The organism is Salinarimonas sp. (genome assembly GCF_040111675.1).
Taxonomy (GTDB): domain Bacteria; phylum Pseudomonadota; class Alphaproteobacteria; order Rhizobiales; family Beijerinckiaceae; genus Salinarimonas.
Window position 1 is genome coordinate 2,875,961 of the sequence record NZ_CP157794.1, and the last position, 19,389, is coordinate 2,895,349.

18 protein-coding genes and 1 riboswitch are annotated in these 19,389 nt (G+C 71.6%); of the genes, 11 read left to right on the forward strand and 7 right to left on the reverse strand.

Features of this window, described 5'->3' with window-relative positions:
- The first annotated feature begins 73 nt into the window (after positions 1-73).
- Together ABL310_RS13340 and ABL310_RS13345 are read left to right on the forward strand one after the other, a co-directional pair.
- Positions 74-1,123, forward strand: coding sequence for a sodium:calcium antiporter (locus ABL310_RS13340; protein WP_349367504.1), 1,050 nt, complete (start codon positions 74-76; stop codon positions 1,121-1,123).
- 62 nt (positions 1,124-1,185) lie between these two features.
- Positions 1,186-1,473, forward strand: coding sequence for a hypothetical protein (locus ABL310_RS13345; protein ID WP_349367505.1), 288 nt, complete (start codon positions 1,186-1,188; stop codon positions 1,471-1,473).
- Positions 1,474-1,487: 14 nt separating this feature from the next.
- Here ABL310_RS13345 and ABL310_RS13350 read toward each other — a convergent pair whose 3' ends face one another.
- Positions 1,488-2,705 carry a urate hydroxylase PuuD gene (locus tag ABL310_RS13350; protein WP_349367506.1) on the reverse strand — a complete coding sequence of 406 codons (1,218 nt, stop codon included), beginning with the start codon at positions 2,703-2,705 and terminating at the stop codon, positions 1,488-1,490.
- Between the two features lie 164 nt (positions 2,706-2,869).
- Between ABL310_RS13350 and uraH the strand changes: the two genes are divergently transcribed.
- From uraH to ABL310_RS13380, 6 genes are all read left to right on the forward strand, one after another.
- On the forward strand, positions 2,870-3,226 hold the full coding sequence (uraH, locus tag ABL310_RS13355) for a hydroxyisourate hydrolase (RefSeq protein ID WP_349367507.1): 357 nt from the start codon (positions 2,870-2,872) through the stop codon (positions 3,224-3,226).
- Positions 3,227-3,231: 5 nt separating this feature from the next.
- Positions 3,232-4,665 (forward strand): allantoinase PuuE, encoded by a 1,434-nt coding sequence (gene puuE, locus ABL310_RS13360; RefSeq protein ID WP_349367508.1) that lies wholly within the window; start codon positions 3,232-3,234, stop codon positions 4,663-4,665.
- 462 nt (positions 4,666-5,127) lie between these two features.
- Positions 5,128-6,621 carry a glycerol kinase GlpK gene (gene glpK, locus ABL310_RS13365; protein WP_349367509.1) on the forward strand — a complete coding sequence of 498 codons (1,494 nt, stop codon included), beginning with the start codon at positions 5,128-5,130 and terminating at the stop codon, positions 6,619-6,621.
- A gap of 124 nt (positions 6,622-6,745) precedes the next feature.
- Positions 6,746-7,015 (forward strand): hypothetical protein, encoded by a 270-nt coding sequence (locus ABL310_RS13370; protein ID WP_349367510.1) that lies wholly within the window; start codon positions 6,746-6,748, stop codon positions 7,013-7,015.
- Positions 7,016-7,115: 100 nt separating this feature from the next.
- Positions 7,116-7,820 (forward strand): ribonuclease activity regulator RraA, encoded by a 705-nt coding sequence (locus tag ABL310_RS13375; RefSeq protein WP_349367511.1) that lies wholly within the window; start codon positions 7,116-7,118, stop codon positions 7,818-7,820.
- 23 nt (positions 7,821-7,843) lie between these two features.
- Positions 7,844-8,644, forward strand: coding sequence for a YdcF family protein (locus ABL310_RS13380; protein ID WP_349367512.1), 801 nt, complete (start codon positions 7,844-7,846; stop codon positions 8,642-8,644).
- Between the two features lie 69 nt (positions 8,645-8,713).
- Here the strand turns inward: ABL310_RS13380 and ABL310_RS13385 are convergent, their stop codons facing one another.
- The 3 genes from ABL310_RS13385 to ABL310_RS13395 all read right to left on the reverse strand — a co-directional run bounded on the left by ABL310_RS13385 (position 8,714) and on the right by ABL310_RS13395 (position 11,908).
- Positions 8,714-8,968 carry a DUF3253 domain-containing protein gene (locus ABL310_RS13385; RefSeq protein WP_349367513.1) on the reverse strand — a complete coding sequence of 85 codons (255 nt, stop codon included), beginning with the start codon at positions 8,966-8,968 and terminating at the stop codon, positions 8,714-8,716.
- A 3-nt stretch (positions 8,969-8,971) separates the two neighbouring features.
- Positions 8,972-9,784 carry a thymidylate synthase gene (locus tag ABL310_RS13390; protein WP_349367514.1) on the reverse strand — a complete coding sequence of 271 codons (813 nt, stop codon included), beginning with the start codon at positions 9,782-9,784 and terminating at the stop codon, positions 8,972-8,974.
- A gap of 150 nt (positions 9,785-9,934) precedes the next feature.
- On the reverse strand, positions 9,935-11,908 hold the full coding sequence (locus tag ABL310_RS13395; protein WP_349367515.1) for a multicopper oxidase domain-containing protein: 1,974 nt from the start codon (positions 11,906-11,908) through the stop codon (positions 9,935-9,937).
- A gap of 395 nt (positions 11,909-12,303) precedes the next feature.
- Between ABL310_RS13395 and ABL310_RS13400 the strand changes: the two genes are divergently transcribed.
- Both ABL310_RS13400 and ABL310_RS13405 read left to right on the forward strand, forming a co-directional pair.
- Positions 12,304-13,428: a hypothetical protein gene (locus ABL310_RS13400; protein ID WP_349367516.1), complete on the forward strand. Its 1,125-nt coding sequence runs from the start codon at positions 12,304-12,306 to the stop codon at positions 13,426-13,428.
- 179 nt (positions 13,429-13,607) lie between these two features.
- A complete protein-coding gene (locus tag ABL310_RS13405) occupies positions 13,608-15,041 on the forward strand; it encodes a PRC-barrel domain-containing protein (protein ID WP_349367517.1) in 1,434 nt (477 codons plus the stop codon).
- Positions 15,042-15,376: 335 nt separating this feature from the next.
- On the opposite strand, the gene ABL310_RS13410 is transcribed toward ABL310_RS13405, so the two are convergent.
- The 3 genes from ABL310_RS13410 to ABL310_RS13420 are packed head-to-tail and all read right to left on the reverse strand — an operon-like array spanning position 15,377 to position 18,311.
- Positions 15,377-15,724 (reverse strand): DUF1491 family protein, encoded by a 348-nt coding sequence (locus ABL310_RS13410; RefSeq protein WP_349367518.1) that lies wholly within the window; start codon positions 15,722-15,724, stop codon positions 15,377-15,379.
- Between the two features lie 39 nt (positions 15,725-15,763).
- Positions 15,764-16,471 carry a peptidoglycan-binding domain-containing protein gene (locus ABL310_RS13415; RefSeq protein ID WP_349367519.1) on the reverse strand — a complete coding sequence of 236 codons (708 nt, stop codon included), beginning with the start codon at positions 16,469-16,471 and terminating at the stop codon, positions 15,764-15,766.
- On the reverse strand, positions 16,464-18,311 hold the full coding sequence (locus ABL310_RS13420; RefSeq protein ID WP_349367520.1) for a PAS domain-containing sensor histidine kinase: 1,848 nt from the start codon (positions 18,309-18,311) through the stop codon (positions 16,464-16,466). The genes ABL310_RS13415 and ABL310_RS13420 overlap by 8 nt, the downstream gene beginning before the upstream one ends.
- A gap of 271 nt (positions 18,312-18,582) precedes the next feature.
- Here ABL310_RS13420 and ABL310_RS13425 point away from each other — a divergent pair, with 271 nt between their 5' ends.
- On the forward strand, positions 18,583-18,852 hold the full coding sequence (locus tag ABL310_RS13425) for a hypothetical protein (protein ID WP_349367521.1): 270 nt from the start codon (positions 18,583-18,585) through the stop codon (positions 18,850-18,852).
- A 366-nt stretch (positions 18,853-19,218) separates the two neighbouring features.
- A riboswitch (TPP riboswitch) is annotated at positions 19,219-19,325 on the forward strand.
- Positions 19,326-19,389: the final 64 nt, after the last annotated feature.

The following is a 19,389-nucleotide window of genomic DNA, read 5'->3' on the forward strand; positions in this document are numbered from 1 at the left end:
CGGCGGGGGGCGACCCGCACGGAACCTTCAACGCACCGCTTCGGTTGCCGGCCCGGACCTATCTGGGGGAACCGTGCTCGACCTGTCGTCCGTCTCGCTCGTCTGGATCATCGTGGGCTTTCTCGCCTGCGCGGCGGTGATCGCCGTCGCGGGGACGATGCTGGCCGGGCGGGCGGACGTGCTCGCCGACCGGATCGGCTGGGGCGAGGCGCTGGTCGGCGCCGTGCTGCTCGGCGGCTCGACCTCGCTGCCGGGCATCCTCACCTCCGTCGTCACCGCCTATCAGGGCTTCCCGAGCCTCTCCATCGCCAACGCGATCGGCGGCATCGCGGTGCAGACGGCCTTTCTCGCCATCGCCGACCTGTTCTACCGCAAGGCCAATCTCGAGCATGCGGCGGCCTCCGCCGCGAACCTGTCGCAGGGCTCGCTGCTGGTGGCGCTGCTCGCCGTGCCGCTCGCCGCGACGGCGGGGCCTGACTGGTCGATTCTCGGCGTCCACCCGGCGACCCTCGTCATCCTCGGCGGCTACGCCTACGGCATCCGGCTCGTGAAGCTCGCCAAGGAAGAGCCGATGTGGTTCCCGCGCATGACGCGGGAGACGCAGGACGAGCAGAAGGAGGCCGAGGAGACCAACGAGGGCGAGGACGGGCAGACCCCGCTCGCGCGGCTGTGGACCGAGTTCGCGCTCCTCGTGCTGGCGGTGGGCGTCGCGGGCCTCGGCATCAGCCAGACGGGCATCGCCATCGCGGAGCGCACCGGCATCGCCGAGACGGCGGTGGGCGGCCTGATGACCGCGGTCGCGACCTCCCTGCCGGAGCTCGTCACCTCCGTCGCCGCGGTGCGACGCGGGGCGCTGACGCTGGCGGTCAGCGGCATCATCGGCGGCAACGCCTTCGACACGATCTTTCTCGCCTTCGCCGACATCGCCTATCGCGACGGCTCCCTCTACCACGAGATCGCCGACGCCAACCGCTTCGTGATCTCGGCGACCATCGTGATGATCGGGGTGCTGCTGATGGGCCTCGTGCGGCGCGAGAAGCAGGGTCCGGGCGGGATCGGCTTCGAATCGGCGACGATCCTCGTGCTCTACGCGCTCTCGGTGGTGGTGATGGCGCGGGCTTGAGCGTGGAACGTCAGCCGGGGTGCGCGGCTTGGCTCCGAAACGGACAGCGAAGGACACCCACCATGCCCGACGACAAGCGCCCGATCCCCCCGCAGGACCTCGACGAGAGCCGCCTCGACGCGGCCCGCCGACGCCGCGAGGCGGAAGGCGAGACGAGCCTCGGCGACGAGGCGATCGAGCACGCCCAGTCGATCCCCGATCACCACGAGCCCGGCGGCGATCAGGCGAAGCTCAATTCCAGCGGGATGTCGGAAGACACGGGCGACATCGCCCGGAAGGGATCCGAGCGCGCCGATTCCGCCGCCCAGGGCGGAAAGCCCCTGCCCCCCGGCGGCCGTCGGCGCGACTGAGGGTCGAGCGGCGCTCAGAGGCCGCGCTCCGCCAGCCAGGCGGACACGATCCGCCGCTCCTCCGGCGTCATCTGCGTGATGTTGTTCGGCGGCATGGCGTCCGTGAGAACGGATTGCGCGCGGATCGCGCTCGCGTGCCGAAGGATGTCGTCTGGGCTCTCGAAGCGCACGCCCTTCGGCGCCGAGGCGATGCCGGCCCAGGCGGGTTCGGTCGCGTGGCACATGGCGCAGCGGCCCTGGATGACGACCATCGCCTCCTGGAAGGCCGCCGTCTGCGCCTCCGGACGGTCGATGCCAGCCTCCCAGTCCACCGTGTCGAAGGTCGGGCGCCCCGTGACCGAGAGGAAGGCCGCGAGCGCGATCGCCGCCGCCGCCCCGCCCCAGGTCCACCAGACGTATCCCTTGCCGGCGTGCATCGTGTTGAAGAAGTGCCGCACCAGCGCGCCCGACACGATCACCAGCGCGACGATCGCCGGCGCGTAGGCGCTCGACCAGGCGAGCGGATAGTGCGTGCCGAGCATCAGGAAGAGCACCGGCAGGGTGAGATAGTTGTTGTGCAGCGAGCGCTGCTTGGCCTGCCGGCCGAGCTTCGGATCGGGCTCGCGCCCCGCCATCAGGTCGGCGACGACGATCTTCTGGTTGGGAATGATGACGAAGAAGACGGAGGCCGACATCCAGGTCGCGATCATCGCCCCCGTGTGCAGGAAGGCGGCGCGGTCGGAGAAGACCTGCAGGAAGGTGACGTTCATCGCGATGATGAAGCCGAACAGCACCGCGCCGAGCGCGACGTCGTTCCGGCCGAGCCGCGACTTGCACAGCCCGTCGTAGACGAGCCAGGACAGGCCGAGCGCCGCGATGCCGATCAGCCCGGCCTGCCAGCCGGTCAGGGCGAGCTTCGCCGGATCGACGGTATAGAGCTCGGCCTGGACGTAGTAGATCCACACGATCAGGAAGAAGCCGGTCAGCCAGGTGGCATAGCTCTCCCATTTGAACCAGGTGAGCTCCCGGGGCAGCTCGGGAGGCGCGACCAGATATTTCTGCATGCGGTAGAAGCCGCCGCCATGCACCTGCCAGGTCTCGCCCCCCACCCCCTTGGGCAGGCCCTCGCGCTTCCTGAGCGAGAGGTCGAGGGCGATGAAGTAGAACGACGAGCCGATCCAGGCGATCGCCGCGATGACGTGGATCCAGCGGCCGAGCTGGCTCGCCCATTCGGTGGTGACGGCGTCGATCATGTGCGGTGCTGCGCTGCGAAACGAATGGCGCGAGCGTAGAGCGGCCCGCGGCGCGTGGGAAGGGGGCGTTTGCGCGCGTCCTTCGGCGACCGCTCCCCCTTGACGCCCCCCGCGCCCGCGTCGGACATCTTCTCTCACGCGCCCCATCGACCCGAGGAGCCACGATGCCCCGCCTCTCGACGCACGTCCTCGACACCGCCCATGGCGGCCCCGCCGCGGGCGTCGCGCTGACCCTCGACCGGATCGAGCCCGACGGCTCGCGTACGCGCCTCGTCGAGACGACGACCAATTCCGACGGGCGCACCGACGCGCCGCTCCTCCAGGGCGAGGCCTACCGGGTCGGGACCTACGAGCTCGCCTTCCACGTCGGGGACTACTTCCGGACGAAGGGCGCGACGCTCGCCGAGCCCGCCTTCCTCGACGTCGTGCCGATCCGCTTCTCGATCGCCGAGCCCGACGGCCACTACCACGTGCCGCTGCTCGCGAGCCCGTGGAGCTACTCGACCTATCGCGGGAGCTGACCGTCATGCCCGTCTTCGACCCCGGCGCCGCCGCCTATCCCCGCGACATGGTGGGCTACGGCCGCACCCCGCCGCACGCCGCCTGGCCCGGCGGGGCGCGCGTCGCCGTCCAGTTCGTGATCAATTACGAGGAGGGCGGCGAGAACAACGTCCTGCACGGGGACCCCGCCTCCGAGGCCTTCCTCTCCGAGATCGTCGGCGCCCAGCCCTGGCCGGGGCAGCGGCACATGAACATGGAGTCGATCTACGAATACGGCTCGCGCGCGGGCTTCTGGCGGCTGTGGCGGCTCTTCACCGAGCGGGGCGTCCCCGTCACCGTCTACGGCGTGGCGAGCGCCATGGCGCGCCATCCGGACGCCGTCGCGGCCATGAACGAGGCGGGCTGGGAGATCGCCTCCCACGGGCTGAAATGGATCGACTACCGCGACGCGCCCGAGCACGTGGAGCGCCACCATATCGCCGAGGCCGTGCGCGTCCATGCCGAGGTGGCGGGGGCGCGCCCGCTCGGCATGTACCAGGGCCGCACCTCGGAAAACACGCTGCGGCTGACCATGGAGGAAGGCGGTTTCCTCTATTCCGCAGACAGCTACGCCGACGACCTGCCCTATTGGGTGAGCGACGGCCAGGGCCGGCCCTTCCTGATCGTGCCCTACACGCTCGACGCCAACGACATGCGCTTCGCCACCCCGCAGGGGTTCAATGCCGGCGACCAGTTCTTCAGTTACCTCAAGGACACGTTCGACCTGCTTCACGCGGAGGGCGAGAGCGCGCCGAAGATGATGTCGGTGGGCCTGCATTGCCGGCTCGTCGGCCGCCCGGGCCGCGCGGCGGCGCTGGCGCGCTTCCTCGACTACGCGACCTCGAAGGGCGGGGTCTGGTGCGCGACGCGCCTCGACATCGCCCGGCACTGGGCGCGCCATCACCTGCCGGCGGGAACGACGCCCGAGCGGATGTCGAAGCCGCTCTTCGTGGCGGCCTACGGCGACGTGTTCGAGCATTCGCCCTGGATCGCGGAGGCGGCCTGGGAGGCCGGCCTCGGCCCGGAGACGGCCGATGCGGCCGGCCTGCACGCCGCGATGATGCGCGTCCTCGACGCGGCGCCGGAGGCCCGCAAGCGCGCGCTCATCGACGCGCATCCGGATCTCGCCGGGCGCCTCGCGGTGGCCGAGATGGCGCCCGACAGCCAGGCCGAGCAGGCCTCCGCCGGGCTCACGCAGCTGACGGAGGCCGAGCGCGACCGCTTCCTTTCCCTCAACGACGCCTACAAGGCGCGCTTCGGCCATCCCTTCATCATGGCCGTGCGCGGCCGCTCCAAGGGCGAGATCCTGAGCGCCTTCGAGGCGCGGCTCGAGAACGAGCCGCGGGCGGAGTTCGAGACGGCGATGGCCGAGATCGGGACGATCGCGCGCCTGCGCCTCGAGCAGCGCATGGGCGGCTGAGGGGCGCGGCATCTCAGCCGACCATCGGCAGCCCTGTGCGTGAGGCGGATGCGTCGTCTCTCCATCCCTGTAGGGGAAGGTGGCGCCGCGCGTAGCGCGGTGACGGATGGGGCGCGCCGAAGGTGCGTTCCGCGAAGCGGAAATCCCCGGCAGCGTCCGGATCGACCGTCCATTTCGGCTTCGCCGAACGCGCGTGCCCCGCGCCCCATCCGTCTCGCCGCTGCGCGGCGATCCACCTTCCCCTACAGGGAAGGACAATCTTCCGCGTCCGCAGAGCTTCCGCCTAGACACCGCTCCTCGCACCGGCGGCCGCGTTCGCCGGCGCGGATGCGACGGACTCCGAGACGCGTCCCGAGGGAGGTGACAACGCCCCCTCCCCCGGGCTAAGTTCGCCGCGAAAGACACCGAAAAAATACGAACGACGATCGCCATCCCGTCGCATCGAAGAGCCGGAGGACGCCCGTGGCCCGCTACACCCTCGCCATCGACCAAGGCACGACCTCGACCCGCGCCATCCTGTTCGACGACCACATGCACGTCGCCGGGATCGCCCAGCAGGAATTCCAGCAGCACTACCCGGCGTCCGGCTGGGTCGAGCACGAGCCGGACGACCTGTGGGAGACGAGCGTCGCGACCGTACGCCAGGCGATGACGGACAAGGGCGTCTCCGCCGCCGACATCGCCGCCATCGGCATCACCAACCAGCGCGAGACGGCGCTCGTCTGGGATCGCAGGACCGGCGAGCCGATCCATCGCGCCATCGTCTGGCAGGACCGGCGCACGGCCTCGATCTGCGCGAAGCTGAAGGCGGAGGGCCACGAGGCGGCGCTCACGGCCAAGACCGGGCTCCTGCTCGATCCCTATTTCTCCGCCTCGAAGATCGGCTGGATGCTCGACCAGGTGAAGGGCGCGCGCGCCCGCGCGGAGCGCGGCGAGCTCGCCTTCGGCACGGTGGACACCTGGCTGCTGTGGCGGCTCACCGGCGGGCTCCACGTCACCGACGCCACCAACGCCGCGCGCACGCTCCTCTTCGACATTCACGAGAACCGCTGGGACGACGACCTGTGCGCACTGTTCCGCGTGCCGAAGGCGATGCTGCCGGAGGTGCGCGACTCGGCCGGCGACTTCGGCGAAACGCGGCCGGACCTGTTCGGCGGCCTGATCAAGATCCGCGGCGTCGCAGGCGACCAGCAGGGCGCCACGATCGGCCAGGCCTGCTTCACGCCGGGCATGGTGAAATCGACCTACGGAACCGGCTGCTTCGCCGTGCTCAACACCGGCGAGACGCCCATCGCCTCGAAATCGAAGCTGCTCACCACGATCGCCTATCGGCTGAACGGCAAGACCACCTACGCCCTCGAGGGATCGATCTTCGTCGCCGGCGCCGCCGTGCAATGGCTGCGCGACGGGCTCGGGATCATCGACGCGGCCGCGAAGAGCGGGCCGATGGCCGAGGGCGCCGACCCGACGCAGGACGTCTATCTCGTGCCCGCCTTCGTGGGGCTCGGCGCGCCGCACTGGGACCCGGACGCCCGCGGCGCCCTTTTCGGGCTCACCCGCAACACCGGCCCGCGCGAGCTCGCCCGCGCGGCGCTGGAGAGCGTCTGCTACCAGACTGCGGACCTGCTGGAGGCCATGAAGGCCGACTGGTCGGGCCACGCGCCGGCGAACGGCGAGACGGTGCTGCGCGTCGACGGCGGCATGGTCGCATCCGACTGGACCATGCAGCGCCTCGCCGACCTCCTCGCCGCCCCCGTCGACCGACCGGAGGTGAAGGAGACGACCGCGCTCGGCTCCGCCTATCTCGCCGGCATGGACGTCGGCTTCTACCCGCCCCCCGAGCAGTTCGCCGACCGCTGGCGCCTCGAGCGGCGCTTCGAGCCCTCGATGTCGAAGGACGAGCGCGAGAAGAAGCTCGCCGGGTGGAAAGAGGCGGTGCGCAAGCTGCTGGCGTGAGCGACGAAATCGCACCCGAATTCGCGACAGGCGCGAACCCGGTTGTTTCGTAACACTCCTGAGTTGTCCGCACTGATCGTTTCCGTCAGGTTCGCGCAACGCGAACCTACGGAGACTTTCAACTATGACGCGATTACCCCGCCTCGCCCTCCTCGCTGTCGCCGCTCTCCTCGCCGCGCCGCCGTCCTACGCCGATCCCGCTGCCGAGCCCGACCTGACGCCCCTCGTCCTCGCTCAACGCACCTGCGGGGACGCCCGCAGCTGCCGCGACGCCGTGATCCTGTGGTGCAACGGCTATCGCCGCGCCGACGGCGACAACGACGGCATCCCCTGCGAGCGCGTCTGCCGCTCCCGCGCGCAGGTGAACGAGATCCGCGCGCAGATCGGCTGCTGACGCCCGCCCCACCCGGCCCGCGCATCCGCGCGCCTTCCGCCGCGTGCCCTCCACCGCTATGGTGCGCTCCGCTCCAATCCAGCAGCGGATCCCCGACGCCATGCCCCTCGACAAAGCCATCGCCGACGCCCTCCACGCCGCCACCACCGCGACGCTGACCACCGTGCTCCTGAAGAAGGGCGTGCGCCGTTCCTGGATGCGCGGGCCGAAGGCCTGGTACAATGCGGGCGACCGCGTCGTGGGCGAGGCCTTCACGCTGCGCTTCGTGCCCATGCGCGAGGATCTCGCGACCCCCGAGAGCTGGGCCTCGCCCACCTCCACCCGCGCGGCCATCGAGGCGATGCCCGAGGGCGCGATCTGCGTCGCCGACGCCATGGGCGTCGAGGACGCCGGCATCTTCGGCGACATCCTGTGCGCGCGCATGCGCCGGAAGAACGTCAAAGCGCTCGTCACCGACGGGACGGTGCGCGACGGCGCGGGCGTGCACGGCACGGGCCTGCCGATCTGGTGCTCGGGCGTCGCGGCGCCCGCGTCCGTCGCCGGGCTCACCTTCGTCGGCTGGGAGCAGCCGATCGGCTGCGGCGGCGTCGCGATCTTCCCCGGCGACGTGATCGTCGCCGACGGCGACGGCGCGGTGGTGATCCCCAAGGCCATGGTCGAGGAGGTCGCCGTCGCCGCCGTCGAGCAGGAGCGGCTCGAGGCCTGGATCATGCGCGAGGTCGAGCGCGGCGTGCCGCTGCCGGGCCTCTATCCGCCCAACGCCGAGACCAGGGCGCGCTACGAGGCCGACACGACGCGCGGCTGAGGCCGGCCCGCCCGGAGCCGCCCATGTTCTTCGTCCTCTCGAAGGTCGCCTGGTTCTTCCTCGCGCCCTCGAACCTGATGCTCGTCGCCCTCGTGGCCGGCCTCGCGCTCGGCGCGTGGGCGCGTGCGCGGCGGGTCGGGCTCGGGCTCGCCTGGGCGGCGGCGGCGGCGATGATCGTCTTCGGCTTCTCGCCGATCGCGACCTGGCTGCTCAACCCGCTGGAGACGCGCTTTCCGGCCTATGCCGGGAGCGACGCGCCGGTCGCCGGCATCGTCGTGCTGGGCGGGGCGATCCAGCAGGACGCGACGCTGGCGCTCGGCCAGCCGGTGGTCAACGAGGCGGGCGACCGCCTCCTCGCCGCCGCCGCGCTGGCGCGCACCTATCCGGAGGCGCCGCTCGTCCTGTCCGGCGGCAGCGCCCGCATCGTCGGCGCGGATGCGTTCACCGAGGCGCAGGGCATGGCGGAGGTGCTCGTCGCGCTGGGCGTTGCGCGCGAGCGGCTCGTGCTCGAGGACCGCTCGAAGAACACCTGGCAGAACGCGCTCTATTCCCGCGAGATCGCCGGGCCGCAGCCGGGCGAGACCTGGCTCCTCGTCACCTCCGCCTGGCACATGCCCCGCTCCATGGGCGTCTTCCGCCAGGCGGGCTTTCCGGCCACGCCCTATCCCGTGGATTACCGCGCCGTCGGCGGCGACGAGCTGGTCCGCCCGTTCCGGACCATGTCCGACGGCCTGCGCCGGCTCGACGTCGCGGTGCGGGAATATGTCGGGCTCCTGGCCTACCGGCTGACCGGGCGCTCGGACGCGCTGTTTCCGGGGCCGTGAGCCTGCGCTAGGCGTAGAGCGTCGACCCTTTTCCTTCCTCTACAGGGAAGGAAAAAGGGTCGGCGCGTCTCACCCGCCCGGCAGCCCGATCCGGTAGACGCCCTTGAAGTCGTCCGGGTCCACCGGCCTCCCCTTGCGCAGGATCGCGACCTTGCCCTCCTTGGCGAGCCGCACCGCCGTGCGGCGCACGGGCTGCATCAGCGGCCCCCAGCCGTCGGGATGGGGGCCGCCGATCGCGCGGGCCACTTCCGAGGGGCAGATCGTCTTGCCCGGCCCGCGCTCGGCCACGAGGGCGAGCATCGTCTCCTCGAGCGGATCCGCCATCGATCAGACCGCGATCGGCGCGCGAATCGCCGGGTGGGGGTCGTAGCCCTCCACCGCGATGTCCTCGTAGCGGAAGGCGAAGAGGTCGGTGACGTTGGGGTTGAGCACGAGCCGCGGCAGGCGGCGCTCCTCGCGGGAGAGCTGCTCCTTCGCCTGCGCGAGGTGGTTCAGGTAGAGATGCGCGTCGCCGAACGTGTGCACGAAATCGCCGACGCCGAGCCCGGTCGCCTGCGCCACCATGTGGGTGAGGAGCGCGTAGCTCGCGATGTTGAAGGGCACGCCCAGGAAAACGTCGGCGGAGCGCTGGTAGAGCTGGCAGGAGAGCCGCCCGTCCGCGACGTAGAACTGGAACAGGCAATGGCAGGGCGCGAGCGCCATGGCCGGGAGGTCCGCCGGGTTCCAGGCGGAGACGACGAGCCGGCGCGAATCGGGGTTGCGGCGGATCTCGTCGACGACCCAGGAGATCTGGTCGATGGTCTCGCCGCCGGGATTCTCCGGAGTGCCGGGCGCCGCCCAGGAGCGCCATTGCTTGCCGTAGACGGGCCCGAGCTCGCCCTCCGCGTCCGCCCACTCGTCCCAGATGGTGACGCCGTTCTCCTGGAGCGTGCGCACGTTGGTGTCGCCGGCGAGGAACCAGAGCAGCTCGTGCACGATCGAGCGGATGTGCAGCTTCTTCGTCGTGACGAGCGGGAAGCCCTCGCGAAGGTCGAAGCGCATCTGGTGGCCGAAGACGGAGCGCGTGCCGGTCCCGGTGCGGTCCGCCTTCTCGACACCCTCGTCGAGGATGCGGCGGAGGAGATCGTGGTACTGGCGCATGGCTCGTCGGCTCCGGTGGGCTCGCCCAGCATAACGCCGACGCGGCCCGGAGGCAGCGTCGGCGCGTGGTTTTCCCCAGGTGGTCGCGGGGGCCCTCCCCTCCGGGCCGCTTCGCGGCCCACCTCCCCTGCGGGGAGATGGCCCCGCCCGTCAATGCGCGCCGTGCGCCCCCGCGGAGGCCGTGCCCGCCGCGTTGGGCAGGACGATCGAGACGTTCTGCATCATGCCCTGGTCCTCGTGGTCGAGGATGTGGCAGTGGAGCACGAACTCGCCGATATAGCGCTGGTAGCGGGTGCGGATCACGACCTTGTAGGCCGGCTTGACGAACAGCGTGTCCCTCCAGACGCCCTTGAGGCCGGCATATTGCGGGTCGTCCGCCTCGCCCGTCTCGCTGACGTCGACGCCTTGCGGGTTCAGGATCTCCACGATCTGGAACGGATTGACGTGGATGTGGAAGGGATGGCCCGCGGCGGGGTTCGTCCCCGAGGTGAGCGTCCACTCGTCGACGCCGCCGAGGACGAGCGTCCGGTCGATCCGGTTCGGGTCGTAGGCCTGGCCGTCGATCAGGAAGCCGACGGGTGTCGTGCTCACGTCGATGGAGAAGGCGAGCGACTGCGTCCCCGTCACCTCGTCGGCCGTGATGGTCGGGTGCGGCACGAACTTCGTCAGCTTCAGCCCGTCCTGGATGTCGGCGACGACGGTCGCGACCACGTCCGCCGGCATGGTGCGCTCGGCCGCCGCGGTGAGCGTCTCGGCGACGGAGGCCGCGAGGTCGGCGACCGCGACCGTCTCGCCCGCGCCGACGGAGACGTCGCCGAGATAGCGCCGGCTCTCGACGTCGCCCGAGACCGTGGTGGTGGCGGGTGCGGAGGCGTCGATGACGCAATACTCGCCCTCTTCCGGGAAGACGACCAGCAGGTCCGTGCGGTAGCCCGGCTGCAGGACGCTCACGGTCCGCTCGTCGAGCGCTGCGCGGGTGAGCCCGTCCTCGGCGAGCGCGAAGGCCGGCAGCGGCTCGCCGGGGCAGTTCTCGGCGATCCAGGCGTCCGGATCGGCCGCGCTCGCGAAATCGCCGGCGCCGGCGCGCTTCTCGCGGAACATCAGGCTCACCGTGTCGCGGATGCCGGCATGGGCGATGCGCCAGCGCTCGAGCCGTCCCGCCACCGCGCCGGGGAAGGTCGGCAGGATCTCGCCGTTGATCGAGGTGTAGCGGCCGGACGCGCCCCAGTCGCCGGGAGAGAAATTGTCGTAGGTCTCGATGACGCCGACCTGGCCCGGGTCGCAGCGATAGGTGCCGTCGGGATTGGTCTCGAGGGTCCCGTTCGCGTCGTAGCAGGCGTACTGGTTCTGCTGGAGCAGCACGAGGCGCTCCTCGACCTCCGCGCCGGCGAGCAGCGTGTCGACGTCGCCGTTGGTGTCGGGCGTCGGCAGGCGGTCCCCGCGGATGACGATGAAGCCCGCCATGCCGGAGGAGACCTGCAGCGCCACGCCGCCGTGCAGGTGCGGGTGATACCAGAACGTGCCCGCCGGATGGTCGGCCGGGATGTTCCACTCGTACTGGAAGCTCACGCCCGGCTCGATCGAGATCAGCACGTTGTCGCTGTTGCCGGTCGGGCTGACCCAGAGCCCGTGCGAATGCAGGTTCGTGCGGTTGAAGCAGTGCGGGACGTTGATGTTGCCGTGCGAGGGGCAGTTCTGGTTCGTCTCCGGCAGCTCGTTGTGGAGCGTGACGCGGACCGTCTCGCCGGGCGCGGTCTCGATGGTGGGGCCGACATAGCGGAAATCGGCGTCCGCCGCGGGATCGGCCCGCACGTCCTGGTAGGCGCGCAGGTTCACCGTGTCGTTCGTGCCCGTCGCCGGGTTGAAGATCGCGCCCTCGACGTAGCGGATGGCGAGATCGAGCACGGCCTCGCCCTGCGGGATGCCGGGCGTCGGCGTGGGCGGCGCGGCGAGGAAAGGCTGGAGAGCCGCCGGCGGGGGTCCGGAGCGCAGCATCTGCGCCGTCGGCGGCGGCTCGACCAGGCGCTGGGCCTGCGCCTGCGCCGCCGGAGCGGCGAGAAGCGCCGCGGCCGCGCCGACGGCGAGACCCGCCGCGCGTGCTCGAAGGATCGATCGATGGTTCATGGCCCCCTCCCGTGGCGGTCGCGGGCGAATCGACCGCGAACCCTGGATGCTCGTTTGCCGAGCTTGCGCGGACCTGTTCCCGCTGGCAACCCTGAGATGAGGCCAGCCGAAATCCCGAAGCCGTGGACGCCGGCGGCCGGATCAGACCCCGAAGAACGCCGCCATCGCCTGCACCTGCCCGTCCAGCATCGGTGCGCCCGCGTGCGGAACGCAGCCCCGCGCCGCCGCGACGGACAGGAGCGCGGAGGGCGTCATCACCACGTCCGCCACGATCGCGCCGGGGGCCTGCGTCCCGGGGTGCGCCGGATCCGCGCCGCCACGGTTAACGCGGGCTTTACGCGGACGGCTTAATCGTAGGCGTCCCGCAGCGTATCCGCGATCCCGGCACCGCGTCCATGACCCCGCCCCCTCCGCCCCTCGACGAGGACCTGGCCCGGCTTTCCGCGCTCGCGCGGGAGGGCGGGGCGGTCGCCCCCGTGGTCCTGCGCGTGCAGGCCGACCTCTTCGCCGCCTCCCGCCGGCGCGAGGCGGAGGCCGCCGCCTTCGGCGAGCTCGCCGTGCGGCTCCTGCCGCAGGTCGATGCGGACACGGCGGCGCACGTGGCGCGACGCGTGGCGGCGCTGCCGGAGACGCCGCCGGCCGTGCTCGCGACGCTCTACGCCCGCGGCGGCGAGGCGGCGCGGCGCGTCGCGGCGCTCGCGCCCGCGAGCCTGTCTGACACGGACCGGCCGGAGCCGCTGGTGGCGTTGGCCCGCGCCCGCCGGAACGATCTCGCGCTCGACGAGATCGCGCGGCTGCTCGCCCGCGACGACCCGGCCATCGACCGCGCGCTCGCCGAGAACCCGGCCGCGCCGCTCCAGGGCCGCGCCCGCGCCGACCTGGTCGCGCGCGCCCGCACGCGCGCCTCTCTCGCCCGCGCCCTGCTCGATCGGGGCGACCTGCCGCCGGACGAGGCGGCGAGCCTCTACGTTCATGCCGACGAGGCGCGGCGCGCGAGCCTGCTCCTCGCCCTCGCGACGGCGCCGCGCCCCGCGAGCCGGCCCGTCTCCCGGCCCCGTCCCACGCCGGAGATCGTCGCCGGCCTGATCGAGGCGGCGGACCGGGGCGACCGCGCCACCTTCGGCTCGCGCCTCGCCGCGGCGCTCGGCCTCGCGGCGACGCCCGCCTGGCGCTTCGAGGATCCCGAGCGCCACGACGTCCTCGCCCTCGCGCTCCTCGCCGCCGGCCTGCGCGAGGAGGAGGCGATCCGCATCTTCCTGACGCTGCACCCGGCGATCGCCCGCTCGGTGCCCGTGGTCTTCCGCCTCGTGTCGCTGTTCCGGGGCGCGCCGCGCTCGGTGGCGGCGCGTCTCGTCGAGGCGCTCCACGACGTCGCCATCGGCGCCCGCCGCGCCGGCCGGCACGTGCCGGCGCTGGCCCCCGACCCGCGCGAGCGCGCGGGCGCGCGCGTCTTCTCGACCCTCCTTCCCGAACGCCGCGAACAGACGACGCCACCGAGCCGCACCGCTTCGGAGGCTTGAGCTCGCGCTTGGGATCGTATTCCTTTAGCTTTGATCAAATCTCGGAGCTGTCTCACTTCGAGAAACTGCCGAGCTGATCTTGGAAGAAGCCTATCTATTCATATCGAAGTGAGGAACCGTTGAGCGCGTTGCGTGTTTGCAGGGCAGCCAATCCGGCAGACACGAAAGGATGCCCAGCGATGAAACGCATGTTCCTCGCTGCGCTCGTGGGCTCGACCGCGCTCGCGCCCGCAGCGCTCATGGCCCAGGACCAGCAGAACCAGCAGAACCAGCAGGGCCAGCAGCAGCAGATGATGCAGGCCCAGCAGAACCAGCAGGGTCAGCAGGGCCAGATGCAGAGCCAGGAGGCCCGCGTCACCGCCCAGCAGATGCGCGGACAGCCGCTGATCGGCGCCAACGGCAATCGAATCGGCACCGTCGAGCAGATCGTCATCGGTCGCTCGGGCCAGAGCTACGCCGTGGTGCAGGTGCAGGGCGGCCAGAACCGTCTCCTGCCGACGCAGGCCATCGTGCTGCGTGACGGGCGTCTCTACGTCCAGGACATCACGCGCCAGCAGGTCGCCGAGCTTCGTTCCGCGACCGAGGCCGAGGGCGGCCAGTTCGAGGAGGCCACGGGCGAGCAGGTTCTCGTGCTGGCCATGGAGACCGAGACGCAGATGCAGGGTCAGCGCACCCAGCAGCAGACGGCCCAGGCCGAGGGCGCCGAGATCGTCGTCGAGCGCACGGCGCCGCGCCTGCGCATCGAGCAGCCCACTCCGCAGGTTCTGGTCGACCCGGCCGAGCCCGAGGTGACGGTTCGCCAGCAGAACCCGCAGATCATCGTCCGTCAGGCCCCGCCGACGGTGACGATCAACCAGCCGCAGCCCGAGATCATCGTGCGCATGCCCGAGCCGCAGGTCGACGTGGCGCAGGGCCAGCCCGACGTCATGGTGCGCCAGGGCGAGCCGCAGGTGCAGGTCGAGCAGCCGCAGCAGCAGGCCGCCGTGGCCGTGCAGCAGTCCCAGGCCGAGGTGCAGATCCAGGAGGATCAGCAGCGGGCGGCCGTCGCGATCTCCCGCGCCCGTCCGGAGGTGACCTTCGAGCGCACCGGCGAGGCGCAGGTCGAGTTCATGCAGGAGCAGGGCCAGCCGACGGTCCGCTACGAGCGCATGCAGACCGCGCAGCAGGACCAGCAGCAGCAGATGCAGGCCCAGCAGGAGCAGCAGCAGGCCCAGGCCGGTGACGGCATGGACCGCGCGCGCCAGATGCTGGTCGAGGAAGGCGAGGTCGAGGCCACGGGCGCGCTCAACGCCCAGACCCGCAACGTCGCCATCACCGAGCTCGAGGGCCAGACGGTCTACAACTATCGTGGCCAGGAGCTCGGCGACATCGAGCGCGTCGTCGCCACGCCCAACGACGAGTTCCTCGTCGTGATCGGCGCCGGCGGCTTCCTCGGCATGGCCGAGGAGGAGGTCGCGCTTCCGCTGCAGCGTCTGTCGCTGCGCGGCGACCAGCTGATGATCCGCGGCGTCACCGAGTCCGATCTCGAGGGCATGCAGGATTACGAGACCCGTTATCCGCAGGCCCAGGAGCTCGGCGCCGGCGAAGAGGTCGACGTCGTGATCGAGGAGTAAGGCTCCTCGCCACAGGCTGAAGACGGCCGGCGGTCCTTCGGGACCGCCGGCTTTTCTTCGTGCTCTCATCTGAGAGCGACACACCTTTTAGTCGATAACGAGGCGAGCTCACGGCGCTCACCTGTGTCATCCCGAGCGCCGAACGGCGACCCGGGACCCATACCCGCCGACGCTGCTTTCGCGGCTTTCAGGCCGCGTCGCACGGCATCGATGCATCGACCGTCGCGCGACGAGCGTGACATGCGCGCTCGACCCGATGTCGAGCGTATGGGTCCCGGGTCCGCTTCGCGGCCCGGGATGACAAGGTTGGAAACAGCTGACAAGTCTTCGCGCTCTCAGGTCTCGCTTCTCGCGAGCGGAACGAAGGGGCGGCCCTGCCGGTCCTCGATCTCGACGAGCCAGAGATCGGGATCGAAGCGGATCTCCGTCGTCAGGCGCTCCTCGACGTCGAGCGGCGTCGCGCCCGTCATCATCGGTGCGAACAGACGCTCGCCGGTCGCCTCCTCGTCGAGGAGCGCCTGGGGGGCCGGGCCGTAGAGGTCCGCCGTCCCGTCGAGCCGGTCGACCTTGACGAAGATCGCGCCCGCCTCCGCCGCCCCGCGACGGCGCAGCACGGCGGGCACGGTCTCGATCCCGGCCTGGCGGATCAGGGCCGCGACCACGAACTCGGATGTCAGGCGCAAACGGCGTCCCCCGTTCTCGACGCGGCGCCGCCGGCGCGCTCAGTCGATGGAGACGCCCGAGCGCACGGCGAGCGCGCGCAGGGTAGCCGGCTCGAGCCCGCCCGTCACCTCGAGGCCCTCGTCGCGCTCGAACGCGGCGATGGCGGCGCTGGTGTTGGGGCCGAAGAGCCCGTCCCTGGTGATCGGCCCGTAATCGAGGGCGAGGAGCGCCTCCTGCACGCGCGCGACCTGCGGATCGGGCGCGATCGGGGTCACGGACGCGGTGGTCTCCGCGGTGCCCTCGCGCAGCAGCGCGCCGATCGGGTCGACGTCCTCGGCGAGTGTCGGGGCGGGCGGCGGCGCCGGCGGGACCGCGGGCAGGCCCGCGATCGGCGCGCGGGCCGGGGGCAGCGGCGCGCGCGCGATGTCGGGAACCGGCGGCGGGACGGTGGGCGCCGGCGCGGGGACGGCTTGCGGAACGCGCGGCGCCGGTGCGGGCGCGACGGCGACGGGGCCCGTGCCGCGAGAGCCGGGCTCCGCGAAGAGCGGCGCCGGATGCCGCGCCGTCTGGAAGGCGAGCGCGTTCAGCACGATGTAGGTCGCGCCGGCGGCGAAGACGGCGCTGGCGAAGAGCCGCCCGGGATGGCGCAGCGCGCTCGCCGCCAGGAGCCCGAGACGGCTCGGGCGCTTGGCGGGGCCGCGCCGCCGGGCGGGCGCGCTCGACAGGGTGGTGTCGCGCCCGGAACGGGCCGCCATGACGTTAGGCACTGCGCTTGAACTCCTCGGTGACGAGATCGGCCGCGGCGGCGGGCGCGGGCTCGGCCGCTTCCGTCTGCGCGGGACGGGCCGCGCGCCGCCGCGCGCGGACGGTGATGGCGATCGGCGCGCGGGCGCTCTCGCCCCGCTGCGCGCGCCCGGCGAGGGGCAGCTCGACGGTGACGACCATCCCCTCCCCCGGCCCGCTCTCGATGGAGAGCGTCCCGCCGTGCAGGCCGACGAGCCCGCGGACCACGGAGAGCCCGAGACCGGTGCCCTCGTGCGGCCGGTCGTAGGTGGCGTGCACCTGGAAGAAGGGGTCGCCGAGCTTGGAGAGGGCCGATTCCGGCACGCCGATGCCGGTATCGGCGACGACGATGGCGAGCATGGGGCCGCGGCGCTTCACCGAGACCGTGACCGAGCCGCCGGCCGGCGTGAACTTGACCGCGTTGGAGACGAGGTTGATCAGGATCTGCCGGCAGGCGCGCCGGTCGGCGACAATCTCCGGCAGGCCCGGCTCGACCGCGGAGGCGAGCGCCACGCCCGCGGCCTCGGCCTTGAGCCGCATCAGGTCGACGCAGCCCTCCACGAGCGGCGCGACGTCGAAGGGTCCCGGCGCGAACTCGAAATTCCCGGTCTCGATCTGCGACATGTCGAGGAGGGAGTTGACCACCTCGAGCAGGTGATGGCCGGATTCGTGGATGATCCGCGCGTAGTCGCGCCGCTGCTCGGGGCCGACCCCGGCCATGCTCTCGCAGGAGAGGATCTCGGAGAAGCCGATGATGGCGTTGAGCGGCGTGCGCAGCTCGTGGCTGACCGTGGCGAGGAACCGCGCCTTGCCCGCATCCGCCCGCTCCGCCTCGACGCGCGCGCGCTCGAGATCCGTCTCGTGGCCCTTCTGGGCGGTGACGTCGCGCAGGACCGAGACGACCCGGGCGCGCTCGCCGCGCGCGGCGATGCGGTAGGCGCGCATCTCGATCCAGACGACGCGGCCGGCTTCGCCGCCGAGCGCATCGCCGTAATGCATGCGGAACTGCGTCGTCACCGCGATGGTGCCCGTCGCCGCGTCGCTGATCGCCTTCAGGTAGGCCGGGCGATCCTGGATGTGGACCCGCGAGAACAACCCGCGCTCCTCCAGCGCCGCGGACGGCGCGCCGAGGAGCTTCATGGCGGCGGGGCTGGTGGAGAGCACGTGCCCGTTCTTGTCGTGCCAGACGACGAGATCGTCGATCACCTGGAGCAGCGAGCGGTCGCGCGCCTCGCGCCCGCGCAGGGCGTCCGCCTGCGCGTCGTGAACCCGGGAGACCGAGACCACCAGGGAGCCCGCATGCGCGATGGCGAACAGCGCGAAGATCGGCGTGGCGACCTCGGGCGACCAGGGCTGCTGCGCCGGCTGGATCCCGAGCGCCTCGAGCAGGGCCAGGACGATGACGGCGAAGCCGGCGACGAAGGTGGCGCTCAGCGCCGAGCGCCGCGACCCGGACACGAGCGCCTCGAGCGGCACCGCGATCAGCCAGATCGTCGCCGTCGAGCGCAGCCCGCCGGTCGCGCTGGCGATGCAGCAGACGACGCCCGCGAAGGCCGCGGCGGAGATCGCGTGCGCGAGGGCGAGCCGGCCGGTGAACGCGAGCACGAGACCCGCCGCGAGCGGCGCGGCCAGGAAGCCGAAGGCGAGATATTCCGCGAGCGTGACCGGGCCGCGCAGGGCGAGGTAGATCGGCGCGAGGACCAGGACGGCGATGCCGATCGTCATCCGCGTGACGATGAAGCGCCGGTGGCGCTGCGCCTCGACGCTGTCGCCGCGAACGGACTCGTGCACGAGATCCGCCAGACGTGCCTCGATCGCTCTCACGCTGTTGGACCCCGACACGCTCGAACTCGACGGCGCTCGCGCCCCGCTCCCTGTCTTCTTCGCCGCGACTGTCGCAGGGCTCGCTTAAACGAAACCTAAGGCGAACGTCTCCCGGCGCGGTCCGGTCGGCGGTATGCCGAACGCACGGTTAACGACCGTGCCGGAACGAAGCGTTCACCATGCGCGGCGCTCGGGCCCCGGCGAGGGCGCGCGGAAACGCTCTCTTCACGGCGGGCCTGCGAGAGAGAGACGGGACGTCGGGAGAGCGACCATGCCGCTTTTGCGCGCGAGCGCGATCATCGCCGTGATCTTCGCCTTCTCGCCGGTGCGCGAGGGCGCCCCGCCGCGCGTGGACGCGCCCGATTCGCGGCTCTCGACGACCGCGACGACCGAATCGCCGGCGACGGCCGGCCGGACCCTCGCGGACGCCCCGGCCGATCTCGAGCGTGCGCACGCGCTCTGGAAGGCGCTCCCCGAGGAGGCGCGGGCCGAGCTCGCCGAGCGAGTCGCCCAGGAGCTCCGTCGGGGTATTTCCCCCTGAAACGGCGTCGAATCGGAGCGATCGTCCGCCGAACTGGGTCTTGATTCCTCGAAATTGCTGCGTTAGCGTCCCTGCCGCCTGAGACGGAACCGTCGCACGCGGCCAGAAAAAAGGGCCGCGCAAGCGGCCCGAGTCTAGGGAGGAAACGCCCAAGAAGGGAGCCCGCATCCGGGCTGGCGGCGCTGCGCGTCAGCAACGCCACGTTTTGAAATATAGCGCATGCCTAATTGAAGGGCAAGCGAGGCGGATGCATTTTTCGCCTCCGCGACATTGCGCATGCCCTCTGTCTGTCCGCCTGTGACAATTCCGCATCAGTCCGCGGGCGCGATCCCCTTGCGCGCAGCGGCCTCCTTGTCTACGACTGTAAGCCGTCTCACGGGGTGCTCCGCAGGGGGCTGAGAGGCGCGCGCCCGCGCCAACCCGTCGAACCTGATCCGGGTCGTACCGGCGTAGGGATGAGCGCTCACCGCCTTGCGGCGGAAGTCTTCTTCGCTCTTCGTCCGCGTCCGTGCGCTCCGGGTTCGCCATGGTCCGGAG